The organism is Streptomyces sp. CBMA123, assembly GCF_014596465.1.
Classification (GTDB): Bacteria; Actinomycetota; Actinomycetes; order Streptomycetales; family Streptomycetaceae; genus Kitasatospora.
In genome coordinates, this window is record NZ_MECK01000568.1 from 22,546 (window position 1) to 43,440 (window position 20,895).

At 70.4% G+C, this 20,895-nt stretch carries 26 protein-coding genes and 3 pseudogenes; 7 read left to right on the top strand and 22 right to left on the bottom strand.

Annotated features, from left to right (window positions below):
* Nucleotides 1–5: 5 nt before the first annotated feature.
* From BG452_RS37345 to BG452_RS37355, 3 genes are all read right to left on the bottom strand, one after another.
* Nucleotides 6–668: an alpha/beta hydrolase fold domain-containing protein gene (locus BG452_RS37345; RefSeq protein WP_188308790.1), complete on the bottom strand. Its 663-nt coding sequence runs from the start codon at nucleotides 666–668 to the stop codon at nucleotides 6–8.
* Between the two features lie 263 nt (nucleotides 669–931).
* A complete protein-coding gene (locus tag BG452_RS48265; protein WP_411293081.1) occupies nucleotides 932–1,240 on the bottom strand; it encodes a recombinase family protein in 309 nt (102 codons plus the stop codon).
* Nucleotides 1,237–1,374, bottom strand: coding sequence for a hypothetical protein (locus tag BG452_RS37355; protein ID WP_188308791.1), 138 nt, complete (start codon nucleotides 1,372–1,374; stop codon nucleotides 1,237–1,239). The genes BG452_RS48265 and BG452_RS37355 overlap by 4 nt, the downstream gene beginning before the upstream one ends.
* 157 nt (nucleotides 1,375–1,531) lie before the next feature.
* Here BG452_RS37355 and BG452_RS48270 point away from each other — a divergent pair.
* Nucleotides 1,532–1,627, top strand: a pseudogene (locus BG452_RS48270) (mandelate racemase/muconate lactonizing enzyme family protein); the annotation flags it as partial.
* Between the two features lie 11 nt (nucleotides 1,628–1,638).
* Here BG452_RS48270 and BG452_RS37360 read toward each other — a convergent pair.
* From BG452_RS37360 to BG452_RS37395, 8 genes are all read right to left on the bottom strand, one after another.
* Nucleotides 1,639–2,055: a gas vesicle protein K gene (locus BG452_RS37360; protein ID WP_188308792.1), complete on the bottom strand. Its 417-nt coding sequence runs from the start codon at nucleotides 2,053–2,055 to the stop codon at nucleotides 1,639–1,641.
* Complete coding sequence (locus tag BG452_RS37365; protein ID WP_317621408.1) at nucleotides 2,052–2,294, bottom strand: gas vesicle protein; 243 nt, start codon at nucleotides 2,292–2,294, stop codon at nucleotides 2,052–2,054. Before BG452_RS37365 ends, BG452_RS37360 begins: the two co-directional genes overlap by 4 nt.
* Nucleotides 2,291–3,106 (bottom strand): GvpL/GvpF family gas vesicle protein, encoded by an 816-nt coding sequence (locus BG452_RS37370; RefSeq protein WP_188308793.1) that lies wholly within the window; start codon nucleotides 3,104–3,106, stop codon nucleotides 2,291–2,293. Before BG452_RS37370 ends, BG452_RS37365 begins: the two co-directional genes overlap by 4 nt.
* On the bottom strand, nucleotides 3,103–3,558 hold the full coding sequence (locus BG452_RS37375) for a gas vesicle protein (protein ID WP_188308794.1): 456 nt from the start codon (nucleotides 3,556–3,558) through the stop codon (nucleotides 3,103–3,105). The genes BG452_RS37370 and BG452_RS37375 overlap by 4 nt, the downstream gene beginning before the upstream one ends.
* A 39-nt stretch (nucleotides 3,559–3,597) precedes the next feature.
* Complete coding sequence (locus BG452_RS37380; protein WP_188308795.1) at nucleotides 3,598–3,849, bottom strand: gas vesicle protein GvpG; 252 nt, start codon at nucleotides 3,847–3,849, stop codon at nucleotides 3,598–3,600.
* Between the two features lie 13 nt (nucleotides 3,850–3,862).
* Entirely contained in the window at nucleotides 3,863–4,576 is a 714-nt protein-coding gene (locus BG452_RS37385) for a GvpL/GvpF family gas vesicle protein (protein WP_188308796.1), read from the bottom strand.
* A gap of 1 nt (nucleotide 4,577) precedes the next feature.
* Nucleotides 4,578–5,033, bottom strand: coding sequence for a gas vesicle structural protein GvpA (locus BG452_RS37390; protein ID WP_188308797.1), 456 nt, complete (start codon nucleotides 5,031–5,033; stop codon nucleotides 4,578–4,580).
* Nucleotides 5,034–5,107: 74 nt separating this feature from the next.
* Nucleotides 5,108–5,485, bottom strand: a complete 378-nt coding sequence (locus tag BG452_RS37395; RefSeq protein ID WP_188308798.1) for a gas vesicle protein — start codon at nucleotides 5,483–5,485, stop codon at nucleotides 5,108–5,110.
* Between the two features lie 508 nt (nucleotides 5,486–5,993).
* Here BG452_RS37395 and BG452_RS37400 point away from each other — a divergent pair.
* Genes BG452_RS37400 through BG452_RS37410 form a run of 3 tightly spaced genes read left to right on the top strand, consistent with a single transcriptional unit; the run spans nucleotide 5,994 to nucleotide 8,198 of the window.
* Nucleotides 5,994–6,896: a histone protein gene (locus BG452_RS37400; protein WP_188308799.1), complete on the top strand. Its 903-nt coding sequence runs from the start codon at nucleotides 5,994–5,996 to the stop codon at nucleotides 6,894–6,896.
* A gap of 3 nt (nucleotides 6,897–6,899) precedes the next feature.
* Nucleotides 6,900–7,964 (top strand): SRPBCC family protein, encoded by a 1,065-nt coding sequence (locus tag BG452_RS37405; RefSeq protein WP_188308800.1) that lies wholly within the window; start codon nucleotides 6,900–6,902, stop codon nucleotides 7,962–7,964.
* A gap of 60 nt (nucleotides 7,965–8,024) precedes the next feature.
* A complete protein-coding gene (locus BG452_RS37410; protein ID WP_188308801.1) occupies nucleotides 8,025–8,198 on the top strand; it encodes a CsbD family protein in 174 nt (57 codons plus the stop codon).
* On the opposite strand, the pseudogene BG452_RS37415 reads toward BG452_RS37410, so the two are convergent.
* From BG452_RS37415 to BG452_RS37450, 8 genes and pseudogenes are all read right to left on the bottom strand, one after another.
* Nucleotides 8,195–8,487: pseudogene (locus BG452_RS37415) on the bottom strand (integrase core domain-containing protein); the annotation flags it as partial. The gene BG452_RS37410 and the pseudogene BG452_RS37415 sit on opposite strands and share 4 nt — an antisense overlap.
* Nucleotides 8,488–8,584: 97 nt before the next feature.
* A complete protein-coding gene (locus BG452_RS37420; protein ID WP_188308802.1) occupies nucleotides 8,585–9,346 on the bottom strand; it encodes a hypothetical protein in 762 nt (253 codons plus the stop codon).
* Nucleotides 9,347–9,502: 156 nt separating this feature from the next.
* Nucleotides 9,503–10,465, bottom strand: coding sequence for a TniQ family protein (locus BG452_RS37425; protein WP_188308803.1), 963 nt, complete (start codon nucleotides 10,463–10,465; stop codon nucleotides 9,503–9,505).
* Complete coding sequence (locus BG452_RS37430) at nucleotides 10,462–11,526, bottom strand: ATP-binding protein (protein WP_188308804.1); 1,065 nt, start codon at nucleotides 11,524–11,526, stop codon at nucleotides 10,462–10,464. Before BG452_RS37430 ends, BG452_RS37425 begins: the two co-directional genes overlap by 4 nt.
* On the bottom strand, nucleotides 11,523–13,574 hold the full coding sequence (locus BG452_RS37435; RefSeq protein WP_317621409.1) for a Mu transposase C-terminal domain-containing protein: 2,052 nt from the start codon (nucleotides 13,572–13,574) through the stop codon (nucleotides 11,523–11,525). Before BG452_RS37435 ends, BG452_RS37430 begins: the two co-directional genes overlap by 4 nt.
* On the bottom strand, nucleotides 13,571–14,329 hold the full coding sequence (locus tag BG452_RS37440; protein ID WP_317621410.1) for a TnsA-like heteromeric transposase endonuclease subunit: 759 nt from the start codon (nucleotides 14,327–14,329) through the stop codon (nucleotides 13,571–13,573). The genes BG452_RS37435 and BG452_RS37440 overlap by 4 nt, the downstream gene beginning before the upstream one ends.
* A gap of 80 nt (nucleotides 14,330–14,409) precedes the next feature.
* On the bottom strand, nucleotides 14,410–15,147 hold the full coding sequence (locus BG452_RS37445) for a class I SAM-dependent methyltransferase (protein ID WP_188308805.1): 738 nt from the start codon (nucleotides 15,145–15,147) through the stop codon (nucleotides 14,410–14,412).
* A 163-nt stretch (nucleotides 15,148–15,310) separates the two neighbouring features.
* Entirely contained in the window at nucleotides 15,311–15,865 is a 555-nt protein-coding gene (locus BG452_RS37450; RefSeq protein WP_188308806.1) for a hypothetical protein, read from the bottom strand.
* 612 nt (nucleotides 15,866–16,477) lie between these two features.
* Here BG452_RS37450 and BG452_RS37455 point away from each other — a divergent pair.
* A complete protein-coding gene (locus BG452_RS37455; RefSeq protein ID WP_188308807.1) occupies nucleotides 16,478–16,981 on the top strand; it encodes a hypothetical protein in 504 nt (167 codons plus the stop codon).
* Nucleotides 16,982–17,084: 103 nt separating this feature from the next.
* Here BG452_RS37455 and BG452_RS48275 read toward each other — a convergent pair whose 3' ends face one another.
* Entirely contained in the window at nucleotides 17,085–17,504 is a 420-nt protein-coding gene (locus BG452_RS48275) for a transposase family protein (RefSeq protein WP_411293080.1), read from the bottom strand.
* A 246-nt stretch (nucleotides 17,505–17,750) separates the two neighbouring features.
* Between BG452_RS48275 and BG452_RS46455 the strand changes: the two are divergent.
* Nucleotides 17,751–18,005: pseudogene (locus tag BG452_RS46455) on the top strand ((2Fe-2S) ferredoxin domain-containing protein); the annotation flags it as partial.
* A gap of 709 nt (nucleotides 18,006–18,714) precedes the next feature.
* Entirely contained in the window at nucleotides 18,715–19,221 is a 507-nt protein-coding gene (locus tag BG452_RS37470; protein ID WP_188308810.1) for a hypothetical protein, read from the top strand.
* Between the two features lie 309 nt (nucleotides 19,222–19,530).
* Here the strand turns inward: BG452_RS37470 and BG452_RS37475 are convergent, their stop codons facing one another.
* Together BG452_RS37475 and BG452_RS37480 are read right to left on the bottom strand one after the other, a co-directional pair.
* A complete protein-coding gene (locus BG452_RS37475) occupies nucleotides 19,531–19,995 on the bottom strand; it encodes a hypothetical protein (RefSeq protein ID WP_188308811.1) in 465 nt (154 codons plus the stop codon).
* A 106-nt stretch (nucleotides 19,996–20,101) separates the two neighbouring features.
* Nucleotides 20,102–20,581 carry a hypothetical protein gene (locus tag BG452_RS37480; protein WP_188308812.1) on the bottom strand — a complete coding sequence of 160 codons (480 nt, stop codon included), beginning with the start codon at nucleotides 20,579–20,581 and terminating at the stop codon, nucleotides 20,102–20,104.
* Nucleotides 20,582–20,895 lie beyond the last annotated feature (314 nt).

The following is a 20,895-nucleotide window of genomic DNA, read 5'->3' on the forward strand; positions in this document are numbered from 1 at the left end:
CGAGTTTATTTCGGAAACGCGCCTGCGAGCCGAGCCGTGTGGGTCATCGGATCGGAGGCGCCGGCGGGATTTCGCACAGGCTGCAGGCCTTCAGGCCTGCGGGTTGCTACGCGATCGCCGTTTCCGGAGCCTTCGCGAAGTGTCGGACGATGTAGTCGTTCAACGTGTGGTGGAAGCTCTTGGGACTGCGGGGCGAACAGGTCGAACGCGTGGTAGGCGCCGGGGTAGAGGTGCAGCTTCACGGGGACGCCCTGGGCGCGCAGGCGCGCCGCGTAGTCGAGGTTCTCATCGCGGAAGAGGCCCAGTTCACCGACCCCGATGAAAGTCGGGGGCAGGCCGGCGAGCTCGGTCGCCCGGGAGGCGGCGCAGTAGGACGTCACGTCGTCGGTGCCCACGCGGTCACCGAGGATCGACTTCCAGGCCAGGATGTTGGTCGCGCGGTCCCAGATGCCGATGTCGGTGATCTCGTGGCTCGAGTCGGTCGTGTTGCGGTCGTCGAGCATCGGGTACATCAGCAGGTGGGACTTGCCGGTGCCGGAGTCGCCGATCAGGCAGAGCGGCTCGCCTTTCCTGATCCACTCGCAGGTGGCCAGATTGTGGATCTCTGCCGCCAGGAGTCTCGGCGGATCTGCAGGAACAGCTCTTCCTTCGAGGACGCCACCCGGCATCGCCCCCTCACGGCGACCTGCACCGAGCGTCCCAGCCAACCGGCCGGGGTGGGGCCAACTCAAGCCGGAACAACCCCCGAACGCTCCCGTACGCCCCACCGGTGGGGCCAACTCGGACCGGAAGAGTGGGGCCAACTCGAGCCGTTAATGCCACGCAGGTCCGGGATGTGGTTGTAGAAGGGTGCCGACGGAGACGCCGAGGAGCTTGGCGATCGTCTCGAGGCTGTTCTCCGGGTTGGGCAGCATGTCGCGCGCGGCGCGGATCAGCTCTTCGGTGGCGTCGGTCGGCCGCCCGCCGGTACGGCCGCGGGCGCGGGCGGCGGCCAGGCCCTCGTTGGTCCGACCACGATCAGCTCGCGGATGAACTCCGCCAGGGCGGCGAAGACGTGGAAGACGAGCCGGCCGCCGGGGGTGGTGGTGTCGAGCTGCTCGTGCAGCGAGGTGAACCCGACCTCGCGGTTGCGCAGCTCGCCGACCATGTTCACCAAGTCCTTGAGCGAGCGGCCGTAGCGGTCGAGCGCGGGCACCACCAAGGTGTCGCCGCGCTGCAGGAAGGCATCGCACGCCTTCAGCTCCGGGCGCTGGTCGTTCTTCCCGGACTTGGTGTCCCGACCGGGGCGACCCGGGCGACCACCGCCGGTCGCCGCAGCAGATCGCCGGTCGCCACCGCGGCGACCTCCTCGTCCGCGGCGAGTCGGCGGGCCACGCTACACCACCGCGACCGCGCTGGTGAACGTGCGCAGGAGATAGCCGCCTGTGGTCGCCATGGTGGTCCGAACCTCCGGGAGTCTTGCTGACCTTGGGCGCTGGACCGCGGTCTGCGGCGCGTCACCTGGACCTACGACCCGCTGGTCCGCCACAACGCCGCTCTGCCCGGCTTCACCCTCCCCGGCGACACCTCCGGCTCACACCGGTGCTTCGCAACTGACATCACTGAGCCCTTCGTCTTCGCGGGCGGAAGTGCCGCGTGTCAGTCGCCCGGTGGCAGGAGGGGACCCAGCGGTCCCAAGTCGAGATTGAGGTCCTGCAGGGTCAGTCCGTACCGGGTGCAGAGTTCGGTCATGCGGTCGTGCAGGGCCAGGAGGGTGGCGCCCAGGTCCTCCTCCTGGTCCTCGGTGAGATCGCCGGCCTCGACTCGGTGGAGGGCCTGGCGCTCCATGAGCTGCCGCAGGAGTTCGACGAGGGTGAGGACCAGCTTCATGAGGTCCCGTTCGACCGTCTCGGGGTCGGTGCTGATCCTGCGCGGGATCGGTTGCGGCGAGCCGTCGTCGGCGGGCAAGCTGTCGTGGGGGGTGGCCGGCAGGAGCCGGAACGCGCGGGCGGCGGCCTGGGCGATCTCGTCGTAGCGGCTGGGGCGGTCCGGGTGCGCGGGTCGGCCGGCGGTCATGGCGGCCCTGTTCGCCTGGTGGAGCCGGTGATGCCCCAGGGGGCGGGATTCTGTTCGCTGATCGACACGATGAGGGCGCGCAGCGAGATCCGCACGAGGTCGATGTCGGCGATGGACAGGACGAGGTCGCCGGTGACGACCACCCCGCCGCTGAGCAGCCGGTCCAGCAGGTCGATGAGGGCGACCTGCTGCTGCGGCAGGGGCGTCCTGGAGGCGGCCGGGACGCCTTCGGGGTTCACGACGAACTCCCGCCCGGGTCGGGCAGGGTGGCGAAGGAGTAGGGGGCCCAGGGGCCGGTGACGTCGACGCGGACGCCGGTGAGGCCGTCGGTGGCGCGCGTCAATTCCGCGCGGAAGGCGGGGACATGGGCGGTGGGCACGAGGTAGGCGTCGTTGCTGACGTTGGCTCCCGGTCCGGTCGCCAGCTCGCCTTCCTGGATATGGTGGCGGGCCCGTTCCACGGCGTGGTCGCGGGCGATCGTCGCGATCCGTTCGGCCGCCTGTTCGGCTGCCCGGCGGGCGTCGTCGCGCGAGTCCTGCTCGGCTCGGCGGTGGTGCAGGTAGGCGCGCCCCGGGCTGAGCGGCTGCTCGGGGGAGGGCGTCGGCGCCGCGGCTGTCTCGTGCGCGAGGTCGACGTAGAGCTTGACGCCCATCTCCACGTGGCCGGCCAGGTGCTCCAGTCTGTCCAGGAAGAGCGCCTGGCGCTCGCGGAGCATGGCGCGCACCCGGTCCTCGTCGAGATAGACCGTTGCCAGGCGCAAGGGGAGGACGGTCGTGCGGGCCGCGAGTTCCTCGATGACGCTGTGGTGTGCGCGGGCGAGGGTCTCGAGCCAGCCGAGGTCCTCGAGGTGCTCGCGCAGTGCCGTTTCGTGGAAGTCGTTCTCCGGGACGGGGCTGACGGCTGCGACCAGGCCGGCGTTCTGGTCGGCGTTCTGGTCCGGTGGCACGAGACCGACGGGCGCGCCGGCGATGCCGGTGATCGCGCCCGATGCGTGCAGCAGGGCGCAGTCCCGGGCGACGGCGTAGGCGTAGGTGAGCGACCCGCTGGTCATGGGTCACCTCGGGTCCGCCGGGGACGGGTGGTGGGCCGGGGGCGACTGGTCGGTTTGGTCGTCTCGGACGGCGCGGCGGCGCTCTCCTCGCCCGTGCCCGCAGGTGGCAGGGCGGCGTCGGCGCGCAAGGTCTCGATCTGCTCGCGCAGCCGCCGGTTCTCCTGTTCGAGGGAGGAGGGGCTCTTGCCGGCACGGGATGACAGCGAGGGGTCGTGTTCCCACCAGTCGATGCCCATCTCCTTGGCCTTGTCCACGGAGGCGATGAGCAGGCGCAGCTTGATGGTGAGCAGTTCGATGTCGAGGAGGTTGATCTGGATGTCGCCGGCGATGATGATGCCTTTGTCCAGGACCCGTTCCAGGATGTCGGCGAGGTTGGCGGAGGAGGGTTGGTCGTAGGGCGGGGCGGACCGGGAGGGAAAGGAGCCGAGACGGTTGGCTATCGGGTCTGTCACGGTGTGCTGCCCTCCTCTGCTCGTCCCGCGGCCGTGCGGTCACGGGTTCCGGTGCTGAGCGTGGGCTCTGATCTCGTCGAGACGGTCGAGGAGTTCGTCCTCACGGCGGTCGAAGGTCTCCTCGTCGATCTGCCCGGCCAGCAGAGCCCGTTCCAGGGCGGCGAGTTCCTGTTCGACGGGTGCGGGGTCGTAGTACTCGTTCTCGGCGGTCTCGACGACGCGCTCGAGCACCCAGACGGTGCCGCGCACGGGTGCCAGCGGGAGGGTGAGGATCTGGGAGATCAGGCCCATGGTCTCGCGCCTTTCAGACGAAGCTGTAGGCGGGCAGGGGGCCGTTCAGCCGGAAGTCGCAGTCGGCGCCGAGTTCGCCGGCGATGCCCTTCTCCGCGGTGAGGAACAGCTCCTGATGCGCGTGGTCCACCAGGAAGGAGATGTTCAGGAAGTCCTCCCCGGTGGGTTCGGAGGCCCGCTCCTGGCGGGCGTGGGGGCGCAGCGCCTCGACGATGCCGGCGGCCAGGGCCTCCTGGCGGGCCAGGACTTCCCGGGCGACGAGTTCGCCGAGGGCGAGCGGCAGGTCAGGGCCGCCGTTGCCGGCCTTGATGTCGTCGTTGAGCTGTCGGGCCGTGGGCGATTCCTGCAGGATCTGTCGGAGCAGGACGTCCTCGTCGACGGCGGCCTTGAGGTGGTACTCGGCGCAGCCGTCCAGGTCGGCCAGGCGCTGGGTGTACTCGTCGCGGCGCTGCTCCAGGGCGGCGCGTACGGCGGCGTCGTCGGGGGCGGTGAGGCCGAAGCGCAGCGGCAGGACCGTGCCGTCGGCCATCAGGCGCTCCTGGACGGCCTGATGGGCCATCAGGTCGCGGCGTTTGGCCCGCAGCTCCTGGGGGGCGTCGCTGACGACGGCGCACAGTGGGCCAGCGCTGACGGTGCGAAGTGGGGCCGGAGCGGGCCCCACGCCCTCCAGACCGTCCAGGTTGCGGGTGTGGTCGGCCGCGGTGATGGAGTAGACGTAGACGGCCATGTCACTCCTCCCGCCGTCTGGTGGGCCGACGAGTGGGCCTGGTGCGCTTCGGCGCGGGCTCCTTCTCCGCCTGCTCCTCGTCCTCCTCGCGGTCCTCGTCCTTGTCGCGTCCGATGTAGTCGGTGACGGCTTCGACCGCGCCGGTGAGCGCGCCCTTGCTCTTGCCGTGTGCGCCGCCCTCGGTGACCTCCCCGACGATGTCGGTGAGCTGGGTCGGGGCCTTGCGTCCGGATTCCAGGTCGAGGCGGTTGCATGCCTCGGCGAAGCGCAGGTACGTGTCGACGCTGGCGACCACGATACGGATGTCGATCTTGAGGATCTCAATACCGACCAGGGAGACGCGAATGAAGACGTCGATGACCAGGCCGCGGTCAAGGATCAGCTCGAGGATGTCGTAGAGATTTCCGGTGTTCCCGCTCCGGGAAACACTGGCTGCGCCTTGCGGCACCACAGTCACGGGGTGCCTCCCTTCGTCGGCCCGTCGTCGCGGTGGACGCGGATGCGCTCACTTCGTCGCGGCGGGGGGGTTTCTCAGGGGCGGCGGTCGATCTGCCCGCGGGTGTAGCGGCGCACTCGCTGGTACGACTGCAGTTCGCCCTCCTCGTCGAGCGTCACCCGATAGCTGGCCAGAACGCTGGTCGTCTCGGGAACGCGTTCCAGCTCCACCACCTCCACATCGGCTTCCCAGCCCTCCTCGGTGGGCTTGAGCGCCGAGACCGACTCGGGTACCCGGCCGAGGAGTTCAGCCAGCTGCTCGGAGGCGTTGCGCATCGCCCGCATCGCCGAGACGGGTCTGCGGGGGTGCCTCGGGGCCTCGCTCGGTTGGCGCCGAGTGGCGCCGGTGCGCGAGGTGGTCGAGTGCGCGACGGCCCTCCTGGGCCTCGCGCCCTCCTCCTTGCCTGCGGCCATGTTCCTTCTTCGGATCGAAGACGACCTGCTGTGTCCATCAGGCTCGCACATGCCCGATATGTTCCATATTATCCGTCGGCCACTCCCGCAAAAGGGCTCCTCCGCACCTTCGGCGGGCTCTCCTGGCTGAGGGCAGCGCCGCGACGCCGTCAGCGCGCCCCGCTGCTCAGCCGGGCGTCCGGTTGAGCAGCGCCAAGCGGAATGCCCGGTGCGGGGCTCCAGGTGCGTCCGCCCGGCATGCTGCCAGACTGGAAAGGCGGGACGCCAACGCCGCCAGGGCCTGCGAAGCGGGCACAGGACTCGCCCCCGGGAGCACGCCGGCCAGAGCCCCGGACGCGGCGGGGGCTGCTGCAGCCCGATGCCTTGCCGCAGGCAGGCACCACCGGCAGGGCGTGCGCCCGCCGGCCGGACGCTCTGAGGTCGTGCGTGCGCCCGGTCACGACGTCAGAAGGGCCCCTTCGCTGGTGCCGATCCCTCCAGCAGGGGCGAGTGCCGGAAAGGGATGACCATGAAGGACACCACCAAGGTTGCCCTGGCAGCCGCCATCGCAGGTGGATACGTGCTGGGACGGGCAAAGAAGGGCCGCCTCGCGTTCGCCGCCGCCACCTACCTCGCCGGGCGCAGATTCGGACTGGACCCGCGCCAGCTCGCCACCGAGGGCCTACGCAGGCTCAACGAGGTCCCCCAGGTCGCCGAGCTGAACGAACAGGTCCGCGGCGAGCTGCTGGAAGCCGGCAAGAAGGCGATCGCCGCAGCAGCCGACCGTCGCATCGGCGACTTCGCCGACTCCCTGCGGGAGCGCACCCTCAACATCGGCAGGCCTAAGCCGGATGAGGAACAGGAGTCGGACGAGGATCAGGAAGAGGAAGACGAAGAGCCGTACGACGAGTACGAGTCGGAGGACGACGAGGAGGAACCCGAGGACGCCGGCCCCGAGGACGAGGAGCCGGAAGAAGAGGAAGAGGCCGAGGACGAACCGGAGGACGAGGAGGAGGAAGAGCCGCCCGAGGAGGAGGAGCGTCCGGCCAGGGCGTCCCGCCGCCGCCCCGCCACGGGCGGGCGGTCGCGGGCCTCCCGGGCAGCGACATCCACCGAGTCCGCACCGAAGGCCGCCCGCAGGCCCGCCAAGAAGGCCGCGCCGGCGGCCAAGAAGGCCGCGCCGGCGGCCAAGAAGGCGGCTCCGGCTGCGAAGAAGGCCCCGGCCAAGACCACGTCCGCGGCCAAGCGGACACCAGCCCGCTCGTCCGCCTCGAAGACCGCCGCCTCGCAGCCCGCGAGCAAGAAGGCAGCCGCACCGGCGAAACGCGCGCCGGCCAAGAAGGCACCGGCGACGAAGAGGACCGCAGCCAAGAAGACCTCCGCGACCAAGAGCACCGCCACCAAGCCGTCGACACGTACCCGGCGGAGGTGACCCATGGCCGCCACGGAAGAGAAGGCGACGGACAAGTCGGGCGTCGACCGGCTGCGCGAAGAGGCCGTCAACTACCTCGGCGCCCAGCTGGAGCACCTGGTCGAGAAGGCCGGCGACAAGGTATCGGACCTCACCGGCACCCTGGGCGATGTCGTCGAGAACGGCGGCGTCCTGCCCAAAGCGGGTGCCCGCGTCCTGCAAGGCGACTCACCGGCGAAGGCGTTCCTCGCGGAAAAGGCCAAAGCCGTCAAGGACAGCGCCGTCGACAAGATCAAAGAGACCTTCGGCGGGGGTGGAAAGCCCGGACGCAAGGCCGGCAAGAAGACGATGAACATCGTCGAGACCCTGGACGTCGGCGTGCCGCTGCGGACCGCTTACGACCACTGGACGCAGTACGAGGACTTCAGCGGCTTTGCCAAAGGCGTCCAGAGCGTCTCCCAGGGTGACGAGGTGACCACCGACTGGAAGGTCAAAGTGGGACCCTCGAAACGCAGCTTCAAGGCGACCGTCCAGGAGCAGATACCGGACGATCGCATCGTCTGGACCTCAGAAGGAGCCAAGGGCAGCACCCGCGGGGCCGTCAGTTTCCACGAGATCACTCCGACCCTGACCCGCATCGTCCTGGTCGTGGAGTACTACCCCAGCGGGTTCTTTGAGAAGACCGGCAACATCTGGCGTGCCCAGGGCCGGCGCCTGCGCCTGGACTTCAAGAACTTCCAGCGGCACGTCTCCCTCACCAACGACGAGGCGGAGGGCTGGCGCGGCGAAATCCGCGACGGCGAAGTCGTCCGTACCCACGACGAGGCCATGGAGGAGGAAGAAGCCGCCCAGGACAACCAGCCCGGGGACGAGGAGGACGACGAGGGGCAGTACGACGAAGGCGGCGAACCCGAGGGCGAGTACGACGACGAGGAACTCGAGTACGACGAGGACGACGAGGACGACGAGGACGACGAACCCGAGGACGAATACGCGGAAGACGACGAGGGCGGTTACGAAAGCGAATTCGAGGAAGACGCTGAAGGACCGGAAGAGGAGGAAGAGGAGGACGGCGACGACAACCGCTGACAGGGGCGGGCCGTGCTTCCCGTGATGTAGAGGGACCGCAGCTCGGCAGAGGAGGATCGCATGAGCGCGGGAAAGAAGATCAAACACACGACCGAGACCGCCAAGGGCAAGATCAAGGAAGCCACTGGCAAGGCTGTCGGGAACGAGCGCCTCGTCGCGAAGGGCAAGGCCAAGCAGGTCAAGGGCGACATGGCGCAGGCCGGCCAGAAGGCCAAGGACGCGTTGAAGCACTAGCTGTTCTGACCCGTGAGGTTGGGGACGCGGCTGGCGGGTGGCTGGCCCTTGAGCGCGGTGTGTCCGCGGCGGTGATTGTAGGTGTCCTGTTCGGTGCGGTAGGGCTGTGCGTAGGCCCATTCGTCGAGCAGAGTGCGGTTGAAGAGTTCGACTTCGCCGTGGTCTGGGGCCGGTAGGGGCGGGTGCGTTTGTGCGCGATGCCCTCGGTTGCGAGGGCATCGCGCCAGAGCCGTGAGCGGTAGCAGGAGCCGTTGTCGGTCAGGACGCGCTGGATGGTGATCCCGGCCTGGGAGCTCCTCCCGGGGAACGTCCGGTTGACCAGATACACACAGCCACGGATGACCCGGCCGCTTCGCTCCACCCCCGTTACAGGAGCCTCAGCACTACTACGAGCCGGTCCGCCAGCACCCTTCGCGACGGTACTCAGCCCCTTGCGGTTCAGCCGCTTGGGGCGCTCCTCTCGCCGCCCTCCCAGGCGGCAGTGTCGAAGCGTGCCTTCCCACGTTCTGGATGAGGTCGAACCGGCCCAGGCCGCGCAGGTACGGCTGGGGCGGCGGGCGCAGCGGCCCCACGTCCTGCTGGCGCGGCAGCGCCGGCGGTGTCTGCCGGGCCGGTTCGACGTCAGCCAAGGCGGCCGGGACGGCCGGGCCGGGCTGCTCCTGGTCGTCGTGGTCGGCGGCCGCAGTTTCGCCCCGCGAGGCGGAACCGTCACCGTCCTGGTCGGCCGGGTCGACGCTGTCGTCGCCCCACCGGGCGGCGCGCTCAAGCATGCGGCGGGTAAGCCGCTCGGAGTCGGTGAGGTCGGGCCAGCGGGCCTTGTCCCGGATCTCCTGCGCGGCCATGTAGGCGCGGGTGCTGTAGGAGGGCAGCCGCGCGGCCAGCTCCTCGAAGGCGGCGACCGGGTCGGCGCCGGTTTCGATCTCCAGGAGGAAGGAGGTGAGCTTGCGGCGCATCGCGTCGGCCAGGCCGAGGGGGTGTCGGCCGTCTTCTCCCCAGCGGGCGAGGTCGTCGTCGGCCGGGATGGCGGCCGCGGGTGCAGCAGCGCCGTCCGGTGTAGCAGCGGGGCCGGGTGCAGCGTCCGGAGCAGCTGGCGGTGTAGCGGGACCGGTTGCTGCTTCGCGGGCCTTGGCCTTGGTGTCCGGTCTCACTGATCATGGCGGACGCGGCTGTGTCGAGCTGCGGATTGCCAGGTTTGGTGAGACGGATCGGGGATAGCGAGCTCAGGGATCATGGCACTTCTTAGTTGGCGCCACCGGTGACGCCCGCGCGACTGTCGGATCTGGTCGATGTGGTTCCAGATCGCATCAGCTGGCCTGCGGGGGGGCACTGCACGGCCACTGGCAATCAGCGTGTGTGAGGGGTGTCAGCCGGAGTGCCGCTCTGGTCCGGTCGACCAGCACGTGGATCTCGTCCTTGTTCTCCGCGTAGAAGAACTCGGTCGGGGCGACAGTCAAGGGCGCCAGGAAGGCGGCCAGGGTCGCGACTTCAGGGTGCGAGACGATCGCGCCGGCCTCGCTGTTCTGCGTGATCGTCTCCGCCTCGGCTGGCCAGTCCAGTTTGCGTGCGCGTGTCTGCCAGCGTTGCACTATCGCTGGTTCCGCCCATCGGTCTGTGGTCCACTTCTCGGCGATCGAGCGGGCGTCGCGAACGCTCATGACCAGAACGTCGGGGCCGTAGCGGCGGAGGATCTGGGCCAGTCGTCTCTGAGCGGCGGCCATGCCGGCGAGGGGGCTCAGATCGACCGGTGGCGGGAACGGCGGCCGTTCGGTCGCATTCGTCCACGACCCGCTGATGGTGACGCTCTGCCAGTGCTGGTGGCGGGTGCAGATGACCCGGGTAATGGGCAGATGGAGGCGGGGCGGCGCGGTGTTGCGCCGGATCGCGCAGTGGGGGCATGCCCGGCGGGTGTAGCCCATAGCGGCTTGGAACCGGACCGCCGGGGTCTTCTTCTCCATGAGGTCCGGCGCGTGCTGGCGGGCCCAGCCCAGGGCCGGCAGTGCCGCTGACAGCCGCCCCAGGGGCAGGCCGCTGATCGCTGCCAAGCGTTCTGCGGCCGGCGGGTTGAGCAGGGCTTCGAAGAACTCAAGGTGCTTGCCCAGGGACGAGGATTCCGGTCTGGCGATGGTCTTCCAGAGGATTGTGTCCCGGGTGCGGTTGGCAGCGGCGAGGCGTTGGACGAACGAGGTCAGCGACTCGCCTCCCCAGGGGCGGATGGGGATCGGCAGCGAGCGGGCCGGGGCCTGGTGGGCGTTTCGCGTGTCGCTCATGCGGCGGCCTTGCGCTGGCGGGTTCCGGCGGCTCTGGCCGTCCGTCGACGTGGGGCACTCGCTTCCGCGGCGGTGTCGAGCGGGATGTCTTCCAGGATCGGGACGGTGATCCGCTCGGTGCCGGAGAGGATGGCCCTGACCGCGGCGGCCCGCACCAGGTGCGCGAGGCTGCCGATCATCCCGGAGGTGCGGTGGTGCAGGAGGTCGGACTGGTCGACGAGGGTGCCGGGCCGGTGCCGGTGCAGCCGCAACGACTGCTCCATGGTGGCCAGCAGTTGCTGCCACTGGGCCTTGTGGGCTGCGGTGGCGGTCGTGAACGGCTTGGCTGCCACGCTCACGAAGCGTCCGGCGATCTGCTTGCCCCGGGTCCCGGTGAACAGGCCGGCCTGCTCGACGTCGATGCCGGCATAGACGAACGTCGCGGTGATCCGCTCGGACAGGTACTTCAACTGGTCGGAAGCCTCCGCTCCGGCCCGGGTCGTGAGGTTGAGGTTGTGGATCTCGTCCACCAGGACCAGCTCGCAGCCCAGTTCGGCCAAGACCTCGCAGACGGCGTTCGTGATCTGGGCCTGGTTCTGACCGCCGACCAGAGGGATGCCGAGGAAGCGGGCGAACTCCATCGCGAGCATCTTCGGGGTCGCGGCGGGCGGCACCGTCACGTAGACCACGGGCATCCGTGGGCCCGCCCCGGCAGGAAGGCGGCGTCGGACGTGCTGTTCGTGCGCCTTGCCGAGCTGGGTGATCGCGGTGGTCTTGCCGGTGCCGGGCTCGCCGGTGACGATCAGCCCGCGCCGGGCGGAGACCTGCCGCCGGTTGAGCAGGGTCAGTTCGCGGCCGGTGCGGATGATCTCCATCATCGTGGGGGTCTTGGCGACCAGGACCTCGGTGTGGTGCTCGATCCGGGCCTCGTCGTAGAGTGCGCGTTCGACCTCGTTGAGAGCGGCCAACTCCTTGGGCCGAAGTAGCGTGACCGTGGCGGGGAGGTAGTCGACGAACCTGGCCCATCCTTCCTTGGTCGTCAGGGCGGGCCGGCCGGGCGCGAGTTCCTGTTCCGTGCTCATCGGTAGTCGTCCTCGCTGAACGGGTCGAAGATGCCGAACGGGATCACCTCGGCCAGCGGAGCGTCGTCCACGTCCGCCTCGTCGACGTGGTCGGCCCCGGTCGCGGGCAAGGCCCCGGCAACCCGGACCTGCGGCAGGCGGGGTTCGGGAACCGCAGGCCGCGACGCGTGCGGCCGGCGGCCGGCGCGCCGCAGCAGGTCGTCCAGCGCGCGGGCGACTTGCGCCTGGTCCGTGTCGTCGTGCCCGCGGGCGGCGACCGTCCGGCGGGCCTGGCGCCAGAGGCTGTCGGAGAACGGCCGGGTGATCGTCTTGCGCAGGGTCCATTCGGCGGTGATCCAGCCGCCGGCGCGGTGGTCGCGTACGAAGACGTGGGAGACGTCGTGCGGGTCGAAGTGGACTTCCCAGCGGCCCCGCTGTGCGCTGACCCCGGAGAGCTGGCGCCGGTAGGGGACGAGTTCGGGCGCGTCGTAGGTGCGGTTGTCGATGCGGATCCCGTAGTCGTTGATGGTCCGCCAGGTCGCGGGCAGCAGCTCGATGTAGTCGGTCGGGCCGAGGGTCATGGGCAGGTAGCCGCTCGATGCGACCAGCAGCGCGTAGGCGTCGTTGGGCGACAGCGACCGGCGCGGCAGGAAGGGATGGGCCAGCGCCTCGTGCGGGCGCAACTGCCAGCCGGCGATCACCCATTCCTGGAGGAGGTCGTCGAGTTCGGGCAGGCTGAAGGCGGCCCGGCGAGCGGGGTTGGTGCCCCGGCGGCTGACGTCCCGGCCGGTGTAGCTCGCGACGTGCTGGCAGAACAGGCTGTTAATTGAGGAGAATGTCCGCTCGACCACGGCCTTGTCCGTCGGGGTGCCCGGGTGCGCGAGCTGAACGGAGATGCCCAGTTGCCGGCAGGCGTCGGTGAAGGTCCGCGAGAGGTAGACCGCCCCGTGGTCGGTGGTGATGGTCTCCGGGACGATCACCGGCTTGGCCGCGGCCTGCGCGAACCGGGCGTCGATCCGCAGGAGCCGGGCGTGCGGCAGCAGGGAGGCCGATGCGGCCAGTGCGTGCGGCCAGGTCGGCCGCATCGGCTCGGGCACCAGCATCCGCGCCAGCAGCAGTGCGGCGTCAACCGCCTTGGTGGTCTCCGGCCGCAGGACGGCCGCGCAGATCGTGCGCGTCGCCATGTCGACGGCGATCGTCAGCTCCGGGCGCCCGGTGCTTCCATCATCGAGGACCACCAGGACATCCAGCTTCGTGGTGTCGATCTGCACCTGCTCTCCCGGCCGGCCCGCGGCACTCGGTGTGAACGGGCCCTCGGGCCGGTTCGCGTTCTGCCGGCGGGTCGTGGCCGCCCCGAAAGTGTGCCGCCCGGTCGTGAGCCGGTCGACCAGGCGGTAGAACACCGCCCGGGACGGCAGCGGCACCGCCTCCTCGCCGTACTCGTCGGCCAGGTCCCGCTCGACCCGGCGCATCAGCCTCGCCCGGGTGCCGGTCGACACCTCGGTCTCCTCGCCGATCGCCCGGAGCAGTGCCTCGACCACCCGCGGATCGGTCCGCCCGGTCGGCGAGGAGGAACGCATCGTCCGCTGGTCGACCAGGCCGAGCAGGCCCTGCTCGCGGTAGCGGCTGCGGATCCGCTGCAGCGTGCGTTCCCCGACCGGCTGGCCGACCGCCGCCAGTTCCCCGGCCTTCGTCCTCTGACGCTCGGCGAGCGTGGTGGTCGCCGGGTCGTAGCCCGGCCGCGGAACCGCCCCGGGCGGGGAGTCCGGCGGCAGGCCGGTCTCGATCTCGACAACATGGCGTTCCCAGAACCGTGCCTGCGCGAGCGCCTCGGCCGGCGCGGCCTCCAGCAGCCCCGTCGGCGCCAAGACCGGCAGAGGCCCGGCCGCCCCCAGCAGGGCGAAGTCCTCGTCCGCCAGCAGGAACGGCAGCAGCACCACCCGCGAGGCGCCGTCCGTGCCCAACAGCCTCACCGACATGCCCTCGATCGCCACCACGGTGTGCTCTCCGCCGTCGAAGCGCACCTGATCACCCACCCGCAGAACGCCGGGCCGGGCCAGGCCCGTCACCGCCCGACTCCCTCGGCCACGCTGACGAGCGCGGCCTCGCCGAGCACCACCGACAAGTCTGCGACCAGCACCCCGGACCACAGCAGGTGGAACACCACCGGCAGCACCGCGATCGGATCACCGACCCGCTCCACCGCCCAACGGATCGGCGTCGGCCGGACGAACATGCCGAGCAGCGGCTCCACGAACCGGCTCACGGCATGCCGGGGATGGCGATAGCCGGCCAGCCACCGGATGTTGGCCAACACGACCGGCTCCACGACTCCGGCCACCTGGTAGGACCAGCCGATCTCGCGGCAGGCCCGCTCCGTCGCCGCAAAGGCCTCCCCGTCCCTCGGCTTGATCCGGTCCAGCGGACGGCAGTCAACCACCAGCCCCGAGCCGTCGGCACGACGGGCGAACCAGTCCGGCGCGTGCGACCTCCGCTTTCCGCTTTCCTGCCAGAACAGCCACAACGGCTGCGACGCGAAGCCGGTGACCTGCTGGTCGAAGTCCAGCAGCATCGCGTGGTCGCGCTCGAGCCATGACTCGTAGCCGACGTGCCGGCCGGACGTCGAAGACCACCACAGCCCGGGATGGTTGCGCTGCCCTCGCCACGAGGGAAACGACCGTACCGGCCGTCCATCCTCGAACCGCACCCCGGCAGCGTCAGCCAACGCCACGCGGTGTTCGCCACCCTCCCGGTCGACATACGCGACCTCGAACCCCCGCACTACCGCCGGCAATCCACCGGCAACACTCTGAGCGACCGTCACGCCACCGCGATGATCAGACGCAGAGGCCCCTGTCCCCCAACTTCGCCAACTTCACCGAGACGAGTGGCGCACGCCACTGATCAGCTGCGGCGTGCGATCACGAGGAACTCTCCATCTCCCACTCCGACGGGTTCGCGGTTCCATCCCCCGTATATGGCCTCTATGGCGAAGCCCGCAGCCTCCACCGAGGATCGGATCAGCTCCTCGGTGCGGAAACGGAGGGTAGCGGTGCTCATGAGGCGTTCGCCGTCCGGGAAGATGTAGTGATGGGTGAAGCTGACAGCACCGCCCTGCACTGCGGTCACTTCAGTCCACGCCGAAACGGCACGACCGTCTGGCAGCATGATGCGACGCCGGGAGTCGACCGGATTCCACCGCTCCCACCGGCGAGCCTGGGGATCGCGACTGTCGAACACCAGCCGGCCACCCGGCACGAGAGAGCGTCCGAGGTCGGAAAGGGCACCCGCCCACTCGATGTCTCCTACGAAGAACTGCGCGACATGGCTGGTCATGACCGCCACATCGAACGATCCAGCAGGAAGGATCGATGAAGTGCCCTCGATCCAGGTCACTCGCTCGGCGCTCGGCTTCGCACGAGCCGCCTCGAGCGACGCCCGCGCCGGATCGACCCCTGTCACCTCATGGCCAGCAGCGATCAAACCGAGCGCGAGCCGACCCGTTCCGCAGCCCAAATCCAGCACGCGGGAACCCGGGGTCTCATTGACGACGGCCAGAAAGAAGTCATCCTCGCGCGACCACGGGCACTCAGCGTCATACACCTGGACCAGGCGCGGTTCGCGGAACTCTGCGTGTCGCATCCGCGGAGCCTAGCCAAGCAGGACGTAGTAGGCCATCCGTTATTGCATCGACGAGCCACGTTCCGAAGCCCACCGCCGGCACGGCAGCGCATCTGCCATCTTCGCCAACTTCACCGAGACGCACGAGGCCGAACTCGCCACGATCACCGAGACTCCGCCACGCTCACCGGGACAGGACAGCGTCCGTACTCACGGGGGTGCCGGACGAGGCCGTGGTTTCGCCCCGGGGCGAAACCAGGGGCTCCGGGGCACGTCCGTCAGGGCCCGCGGTCTGGGTGGGGTGGGCGCTCAGGATCCGCTCGGCGAGCTCCCGGTGGCGCGCGGCCAGGCCGTCGGCGGCACGGAGAAGGTCGTCCAGGGCTTGGCGGGCAAAGGCTCCGTCGCTCTCGCGTTCCGCGCGCTCCAGCTGGCGGAGGAAGCGCTCGTCGTGCCGGCGCAGTGCCTTGCCGAGCTCCAGCAGCCCGGCGGCCGGGCCGTCGGCAGGCAGGACGGCGGGGGGCGGAGTTTCGCCCCGGGGGTTTTCGGTGGCCGCGGCGAGCGCCTGCTCCTGCCGCTCGCGCTCGCGCGCCCGGTCCGCTTTCGACGAGCACGCCTTCGAGCAGTACTTCCTCGGGCGGCCCGTAGCGCTCGGCTCCATCTCCTTCCCGCACACGGTGCAGGTCGGCGCGCCGAACAGCATCGGCTCGGCCATCGACTTCTGCCCCGGGGAGAAACTCATGATCGGGATGCTAGTTCGGCGCGGTGTCGACTTTTGCCCCGGGGTGGAACACCGCGCTCCGGCAGGCAGCAGTGGCCCGTCGCAGCAGTTACGCAGCGCTGCGCAATCGGCCTTGCGCATGCGCAGCGCTGCACGCGGATGCGCGTGCAGCGCTGCGACCGGCCGCTGCGCGTGTGCAGCGGGCCGGGTCCGTCGCTGCGCACCGAGTTCCGTCGGCGGCGCCGGCGACCGGGGCGGCGGGCCGGGCCGAGGCCTGCGGCGGGCGGGGTGCGATCCCGTTCGCACCGGCCGTGACCTGCGGTGGGGAGTTTGCGTCGCACCCGAGGGACGCCGAACTCACCGGCGCCTGCGCACCCCGACACCCCGCACTGCGACGGCCGTCGCAGTGCGGGCGGCACGACTGCGCGGGCGGTCGCAGTCGCAGCGGCGGGCAGCACCGGTCGCCGACGGGCGCAGCAAGGGCCGCCTTGCTACAGGCCCGCTGCTGCTGGGTGTAGCAAGGGCACCCTTGCTACATCAGCGGCCGCTGCTCGGGCAGCGGACGGCAGCGGTGCTGCACGCTGCAGCGGCTGCTGCCCGTGACGGGTCGGACGTTTCCTCGGTTGAGCCGGTATGACAGCCTCTTCGTCGCTGCGCGGTTGCGTCGGCAGCACGTTCTCCCCATCCAAGCAGGTGGGCCGGACCGGCGTCGGGCAGCCGGGCGTCCTCGATGAGCGCAGCGCGCTGACGGGCGCGGGGCTGACCGCGGCGCGGGCCGCGCTGTGGGTGCGCGACCTCGCGCGGCGCCAGGCCCGGGCCGGGCACCGCGCCGTGCTGGAGGACTTCGCCGGCGCCGTCGCGGCCGCGGGAGCGGACCTGGATCCCGCCGACCGTGAACTGGGCGGGGTGAGTGAGGAGGTCCGCCACCGCCTCACCGCCTACGTGCTGCTCGGTCCGGCCGGCGTGAACAAAGGCCCGGACCTGTCCCGCGTCGAGGCGGTGGCCCTGGCCGCCCTCGCCGCCGTCGCCACCGCCTTCCCCACCGCCGTGGTACAGGGCGTCGGCGCGCTGCCGCAGCTGTGCCGCCTCATGAACGCCACCGTCGACGCGGCTCGCGCCGCCGATGCCCTCGGATGAGCGTCACCGGCCGGGCCCCGACGCGCGCTCGGGCCCGGCGCCGGCCGGGTCCTCTCGGACACCGTCCGCGCTCCCCGCACCCCGCCGCCGTGGTCGCCGGCCGCTATCGACGCCGCCCGGCACGCCGCCCTGGAGGGGTTCGAGCAGCCCCGACCCGGCCGCCCAGCGCCAGAGCGACGGCCTCGCGGACCTTCCGCAGCCCCATCGTGCACCGGCCGTACCGGAAGGTCAGCCCCGGGACTTGCTCGGCGAATGTCCGCCTCCCACACTCGGCGTCGTCGCAGAAGAACCGGCGGACCCGCAGCTGCAACACGAGCTCCTGGTCACCAACCGCCGAATCGCAGATCCGCCGCTCGTAGCCGCTGTGCACGCGCTCGGACCAGCCTCCGCAGCCCGGGCACGGCGCACCTGGCGCCCGGCTCCGGGCATGAACACGGACCGCCCCGCCCGCCAATCTGACCAACTCGACGTGCAACAGCGCAAACTGAGGGAACAGGACGGCCAGAAGATCAGCAACAGACACCCGACATGATCGCCAATCATCAAGATCATTGGGTCGCTTTCACGGAACTCGCGCCAGAGCCAAATCCTGCTGGCCGCTGTCAACCGCCTGACGCACCCCCGAGTAGCAAGCCCGAGAATCAGCCGGCAGAAGCAACCTCAGAGGCAACCCGTGCCCAGACCGGGTCAGGCGGTGGCGTTGGCCGTGACGGCCGACTTCGGGGCGAGCCAGGCCCGGGTGGCGATGGCGCGCAGCTCCTCCAGGCGGCGCGAATCCCTCGCCGGCGTGGCGACCGTGCGGCCCACCGACTGCCTGGACGCCTGCGAGCAGGCCAACGTGATCGTCGTCCAGCCCTCCGCCGAAGGCCGCAAGGCCAGCGGACGACCCGTCTGGCTGGGTCTGGTCAACGACCCCGACGCCATCCGCGACATCACCGCCTGGGTCCAGGCCGGCGGCCCCGGCCTCGCTGATCCGCCCGACATCCTCAATCTGTACGCATTCAGCCCTTCCGGCCGAATGCGCCGGGCAGATCGACGACTGAAGCGATCCGACCCGGGCGCCCAGCCCACGCCCGCGCCTCGTCAGGCCGCCCTGCTCGTCCGGCCCAGCCCAACCTTCGGTCATCAAGACAGGGACCCCCGTCAATGCTCCGTGAAAGCAAGAGAGTTGTTCACTGCGGGTGAGGCCGGCGAGTATCGCACCAAGGGCGGACGGGGTGGCAGACAGGCCTCCGAGCGCCCTCAGGCTGCGGTGGGCCTCTCAACCGCAGCGAAAGCCGAACAGCCCAGCGCGTACACGCCAACGGGATGCTTCGGGCCCGCCCTGAGGAGGCCGAGTCCTCCACCGGCACGGAGCCCGGCAGGGCCGCCGCGGCCGCCCGCCCCTCGACGCATCCGCCCGATCCAGCGACCTGGCTGACCGTCATTCAGACCCCCACTTCCCCGGACGAATGCCGAGATGAGGCCAGATGAGTGAGCGGAAGTCAGACATCACACCAATGGCTTTACCTCGAATCGTCAACTCCCTTAAATTCCAAGCGATTTAAGTAGATGGGCAAGCCAGCCGAAACCAGCCCTGGGAAGCGGTTCGGCAGCTCATCTGACGTCTACTTAGACCACGGCGTCAACCATTTGGCGCTGAATAATATGACAGTCACTTAGACGGTCCGTACGTTCATTCCTGTCGGCGCCAAGCCGACCCAGTCCAGAAACAGGAAATCAGGAGAAGGTCCATGAACAAGATGACCACCGCCATTGTCCTCGCGGCGTCGGCGGCCGTTGCCGTGACCGGTATCACCTACGCGTCAGCCGCTTCCGAGCCCGTGACAAAGTCGGCCCCGGTCGTCGAGAAGGCCGCCCTGGCGGCCGCTCCCGCCCTGCCGCTCGACGGCGGCACGAAGAACACCACGAGCAAGGGCGACGAGCGCCGCGAGCACCGGGGCGTCATCCACATCAACGAGCGGACGTTCTCCGCCGACGACTTCGGCTGCATCACCGTGGTCAGCGGCCTGGGCGCCAAGTCGCTCAACGTCCGCAACGACAGCCACCGGACCATCGAGCTCTTCAGCGGCGCGGTCTGCGACAACGGCGCCCCCATCGCCACCGTCGGGCCGCACAGCTTCAGCGATGGCGTGCGCCCGCGCCACACCGAGGGTCTCGAGGTCGAGGACGGCGTCGTCGGCAGCTTCCGGATCGTGCACCACGACCTCGGCTTCGGCGAGCACGACAAGAAGAACTGATCCAACGGCATACCGTGGAGCCCCGGCCCGCCGTAATCGGGCCGGGGCACCGACATGGCCATCCTTCCACAGGCCCAGCCACCCTGCCCTCGATGACGTCCGCCGGGACAGCGCAGCAGCGACCACTCCCTGAACCAGCTGCGAGCAACGCGCACCCCATCCACCGACGCCCGACGGATCCAACCGGATGGGGGGCCATCACCACCCACCACCACTGGAAAGCTGGCCCGCCACAGCCACAACACATCCAGCCAAGACTGCGCAGAGGTCCCGCGATCCGGTCGATCGGATCGCGGGACCTCTGTGCAGCTACTGTCGCTCGTGGTCCCGCTCGGCTTTCTCCGCCTTCTGCTGCGGGGTGAGCCGCTTGGTTCCGGGCTGGTCGCGCTTGCGGCCGGCCTCCAGGACCAGGGCGACCGGCGGCAGCCCCTCGCGGCCGGTCGGCGGGTAGATGGTCGGCCACAGCCGCAGCTCGTGCGTCCGGTGCCCGGGGCGGCGCAGCGAGGCCTCGAACGCGGCCTTCGCCGTGCCCTTGGCCGGGAGCTCGCACCAGGCCCGGTGCGAGGTGAGCTTCTCCACGAGCGTGCCGACGCCCTCGTTCTCACGGTCGACCTCGACCAGGAGCACCGGCACGTTCGTACCGGGGTCGCGCAGCACCAGGTCGGTGAAGAGCGAGCGGCGGTGCGGGATCGGGTGCTCGACCTCGGTCGTGAACGCCTCCAGGTGCCCGAACCTGGCGCGAGCGAGGAGGCCGGCGGTGGCGGCGACGTCCAAGGCGTGCTCGGAGAACGCCGTCGGTCGGCCGTCGCGCTCGGGCGCGGCTTGGACAGCTTCGTCCCGGCCGGGAGCAGCCCGGCGGCCTCGCGGCGCCCGGCCGCGGTCAGGCACCACAGCTTGCGGTTGTCCGGCAGGCGCCGCTCCTCGCGCACCGGTCGGCGGCCTCCAGGTCGACGAGGGCGTCGCGGGTCGCCTTGTCGTTGCGCTGTCCGGGCAGGACCAGGTGCCAGAGCTCCCTCGCCGTGGCGCGCTGGAACAGGGCAAGCGACACCAAGACCCCACGCCGCCCTGGTTCCGTCGAGTCCGCCTTCCACCGCACCTCGGCAGCGGCAGCGGCAGCGGCAGCGGCAGCGGCAGGAAGAGGGTTGTCGCCACGGGCTCGGCCCCGTGTCCGAAGCTGCTGGCCTGCGGAAACAGGCTCAGCGGCCGTCGGGGGCACGGAGGTGCCGGCGGGGGTGACCGTGGAGGCGGTGCCGGGCCCCTTGTCCCGGCCGGGCGAGGCCTTCGCCGGGTGGTCGGTCGGGTGGTCGGCAGCCTGGTCGCCATCGTCCGGTCCGGGCGCGGCGAGCGAGGTGGTGGTCATCGAACTGGCCTTCCGTCAGCAGGAAGCCGGATCCGGCACGGTGGTCGGCTCCGGCACCCGGACCAGCGCCCGGGTGCGGCCGACGATGCACACCACCCCTTGTCCGCGGCCTGACCGAACCCCTTGTCCGAACCCCTTGACCAGCGTGTTGTCCCGCCCGATTCGCCCAGGTCGTGGGCCTTGTCCTCCCGGAATGTCCGTGATCGACACCACAGACCGTCAGGCCGCGCGCCCAGGCGCCGACGCGCGCGGTGCGGACCGCGCGGCGCGGTGCGGGGCGCGGTTCGGTGCGGGAGCCGCACCCGCCGTGCGCT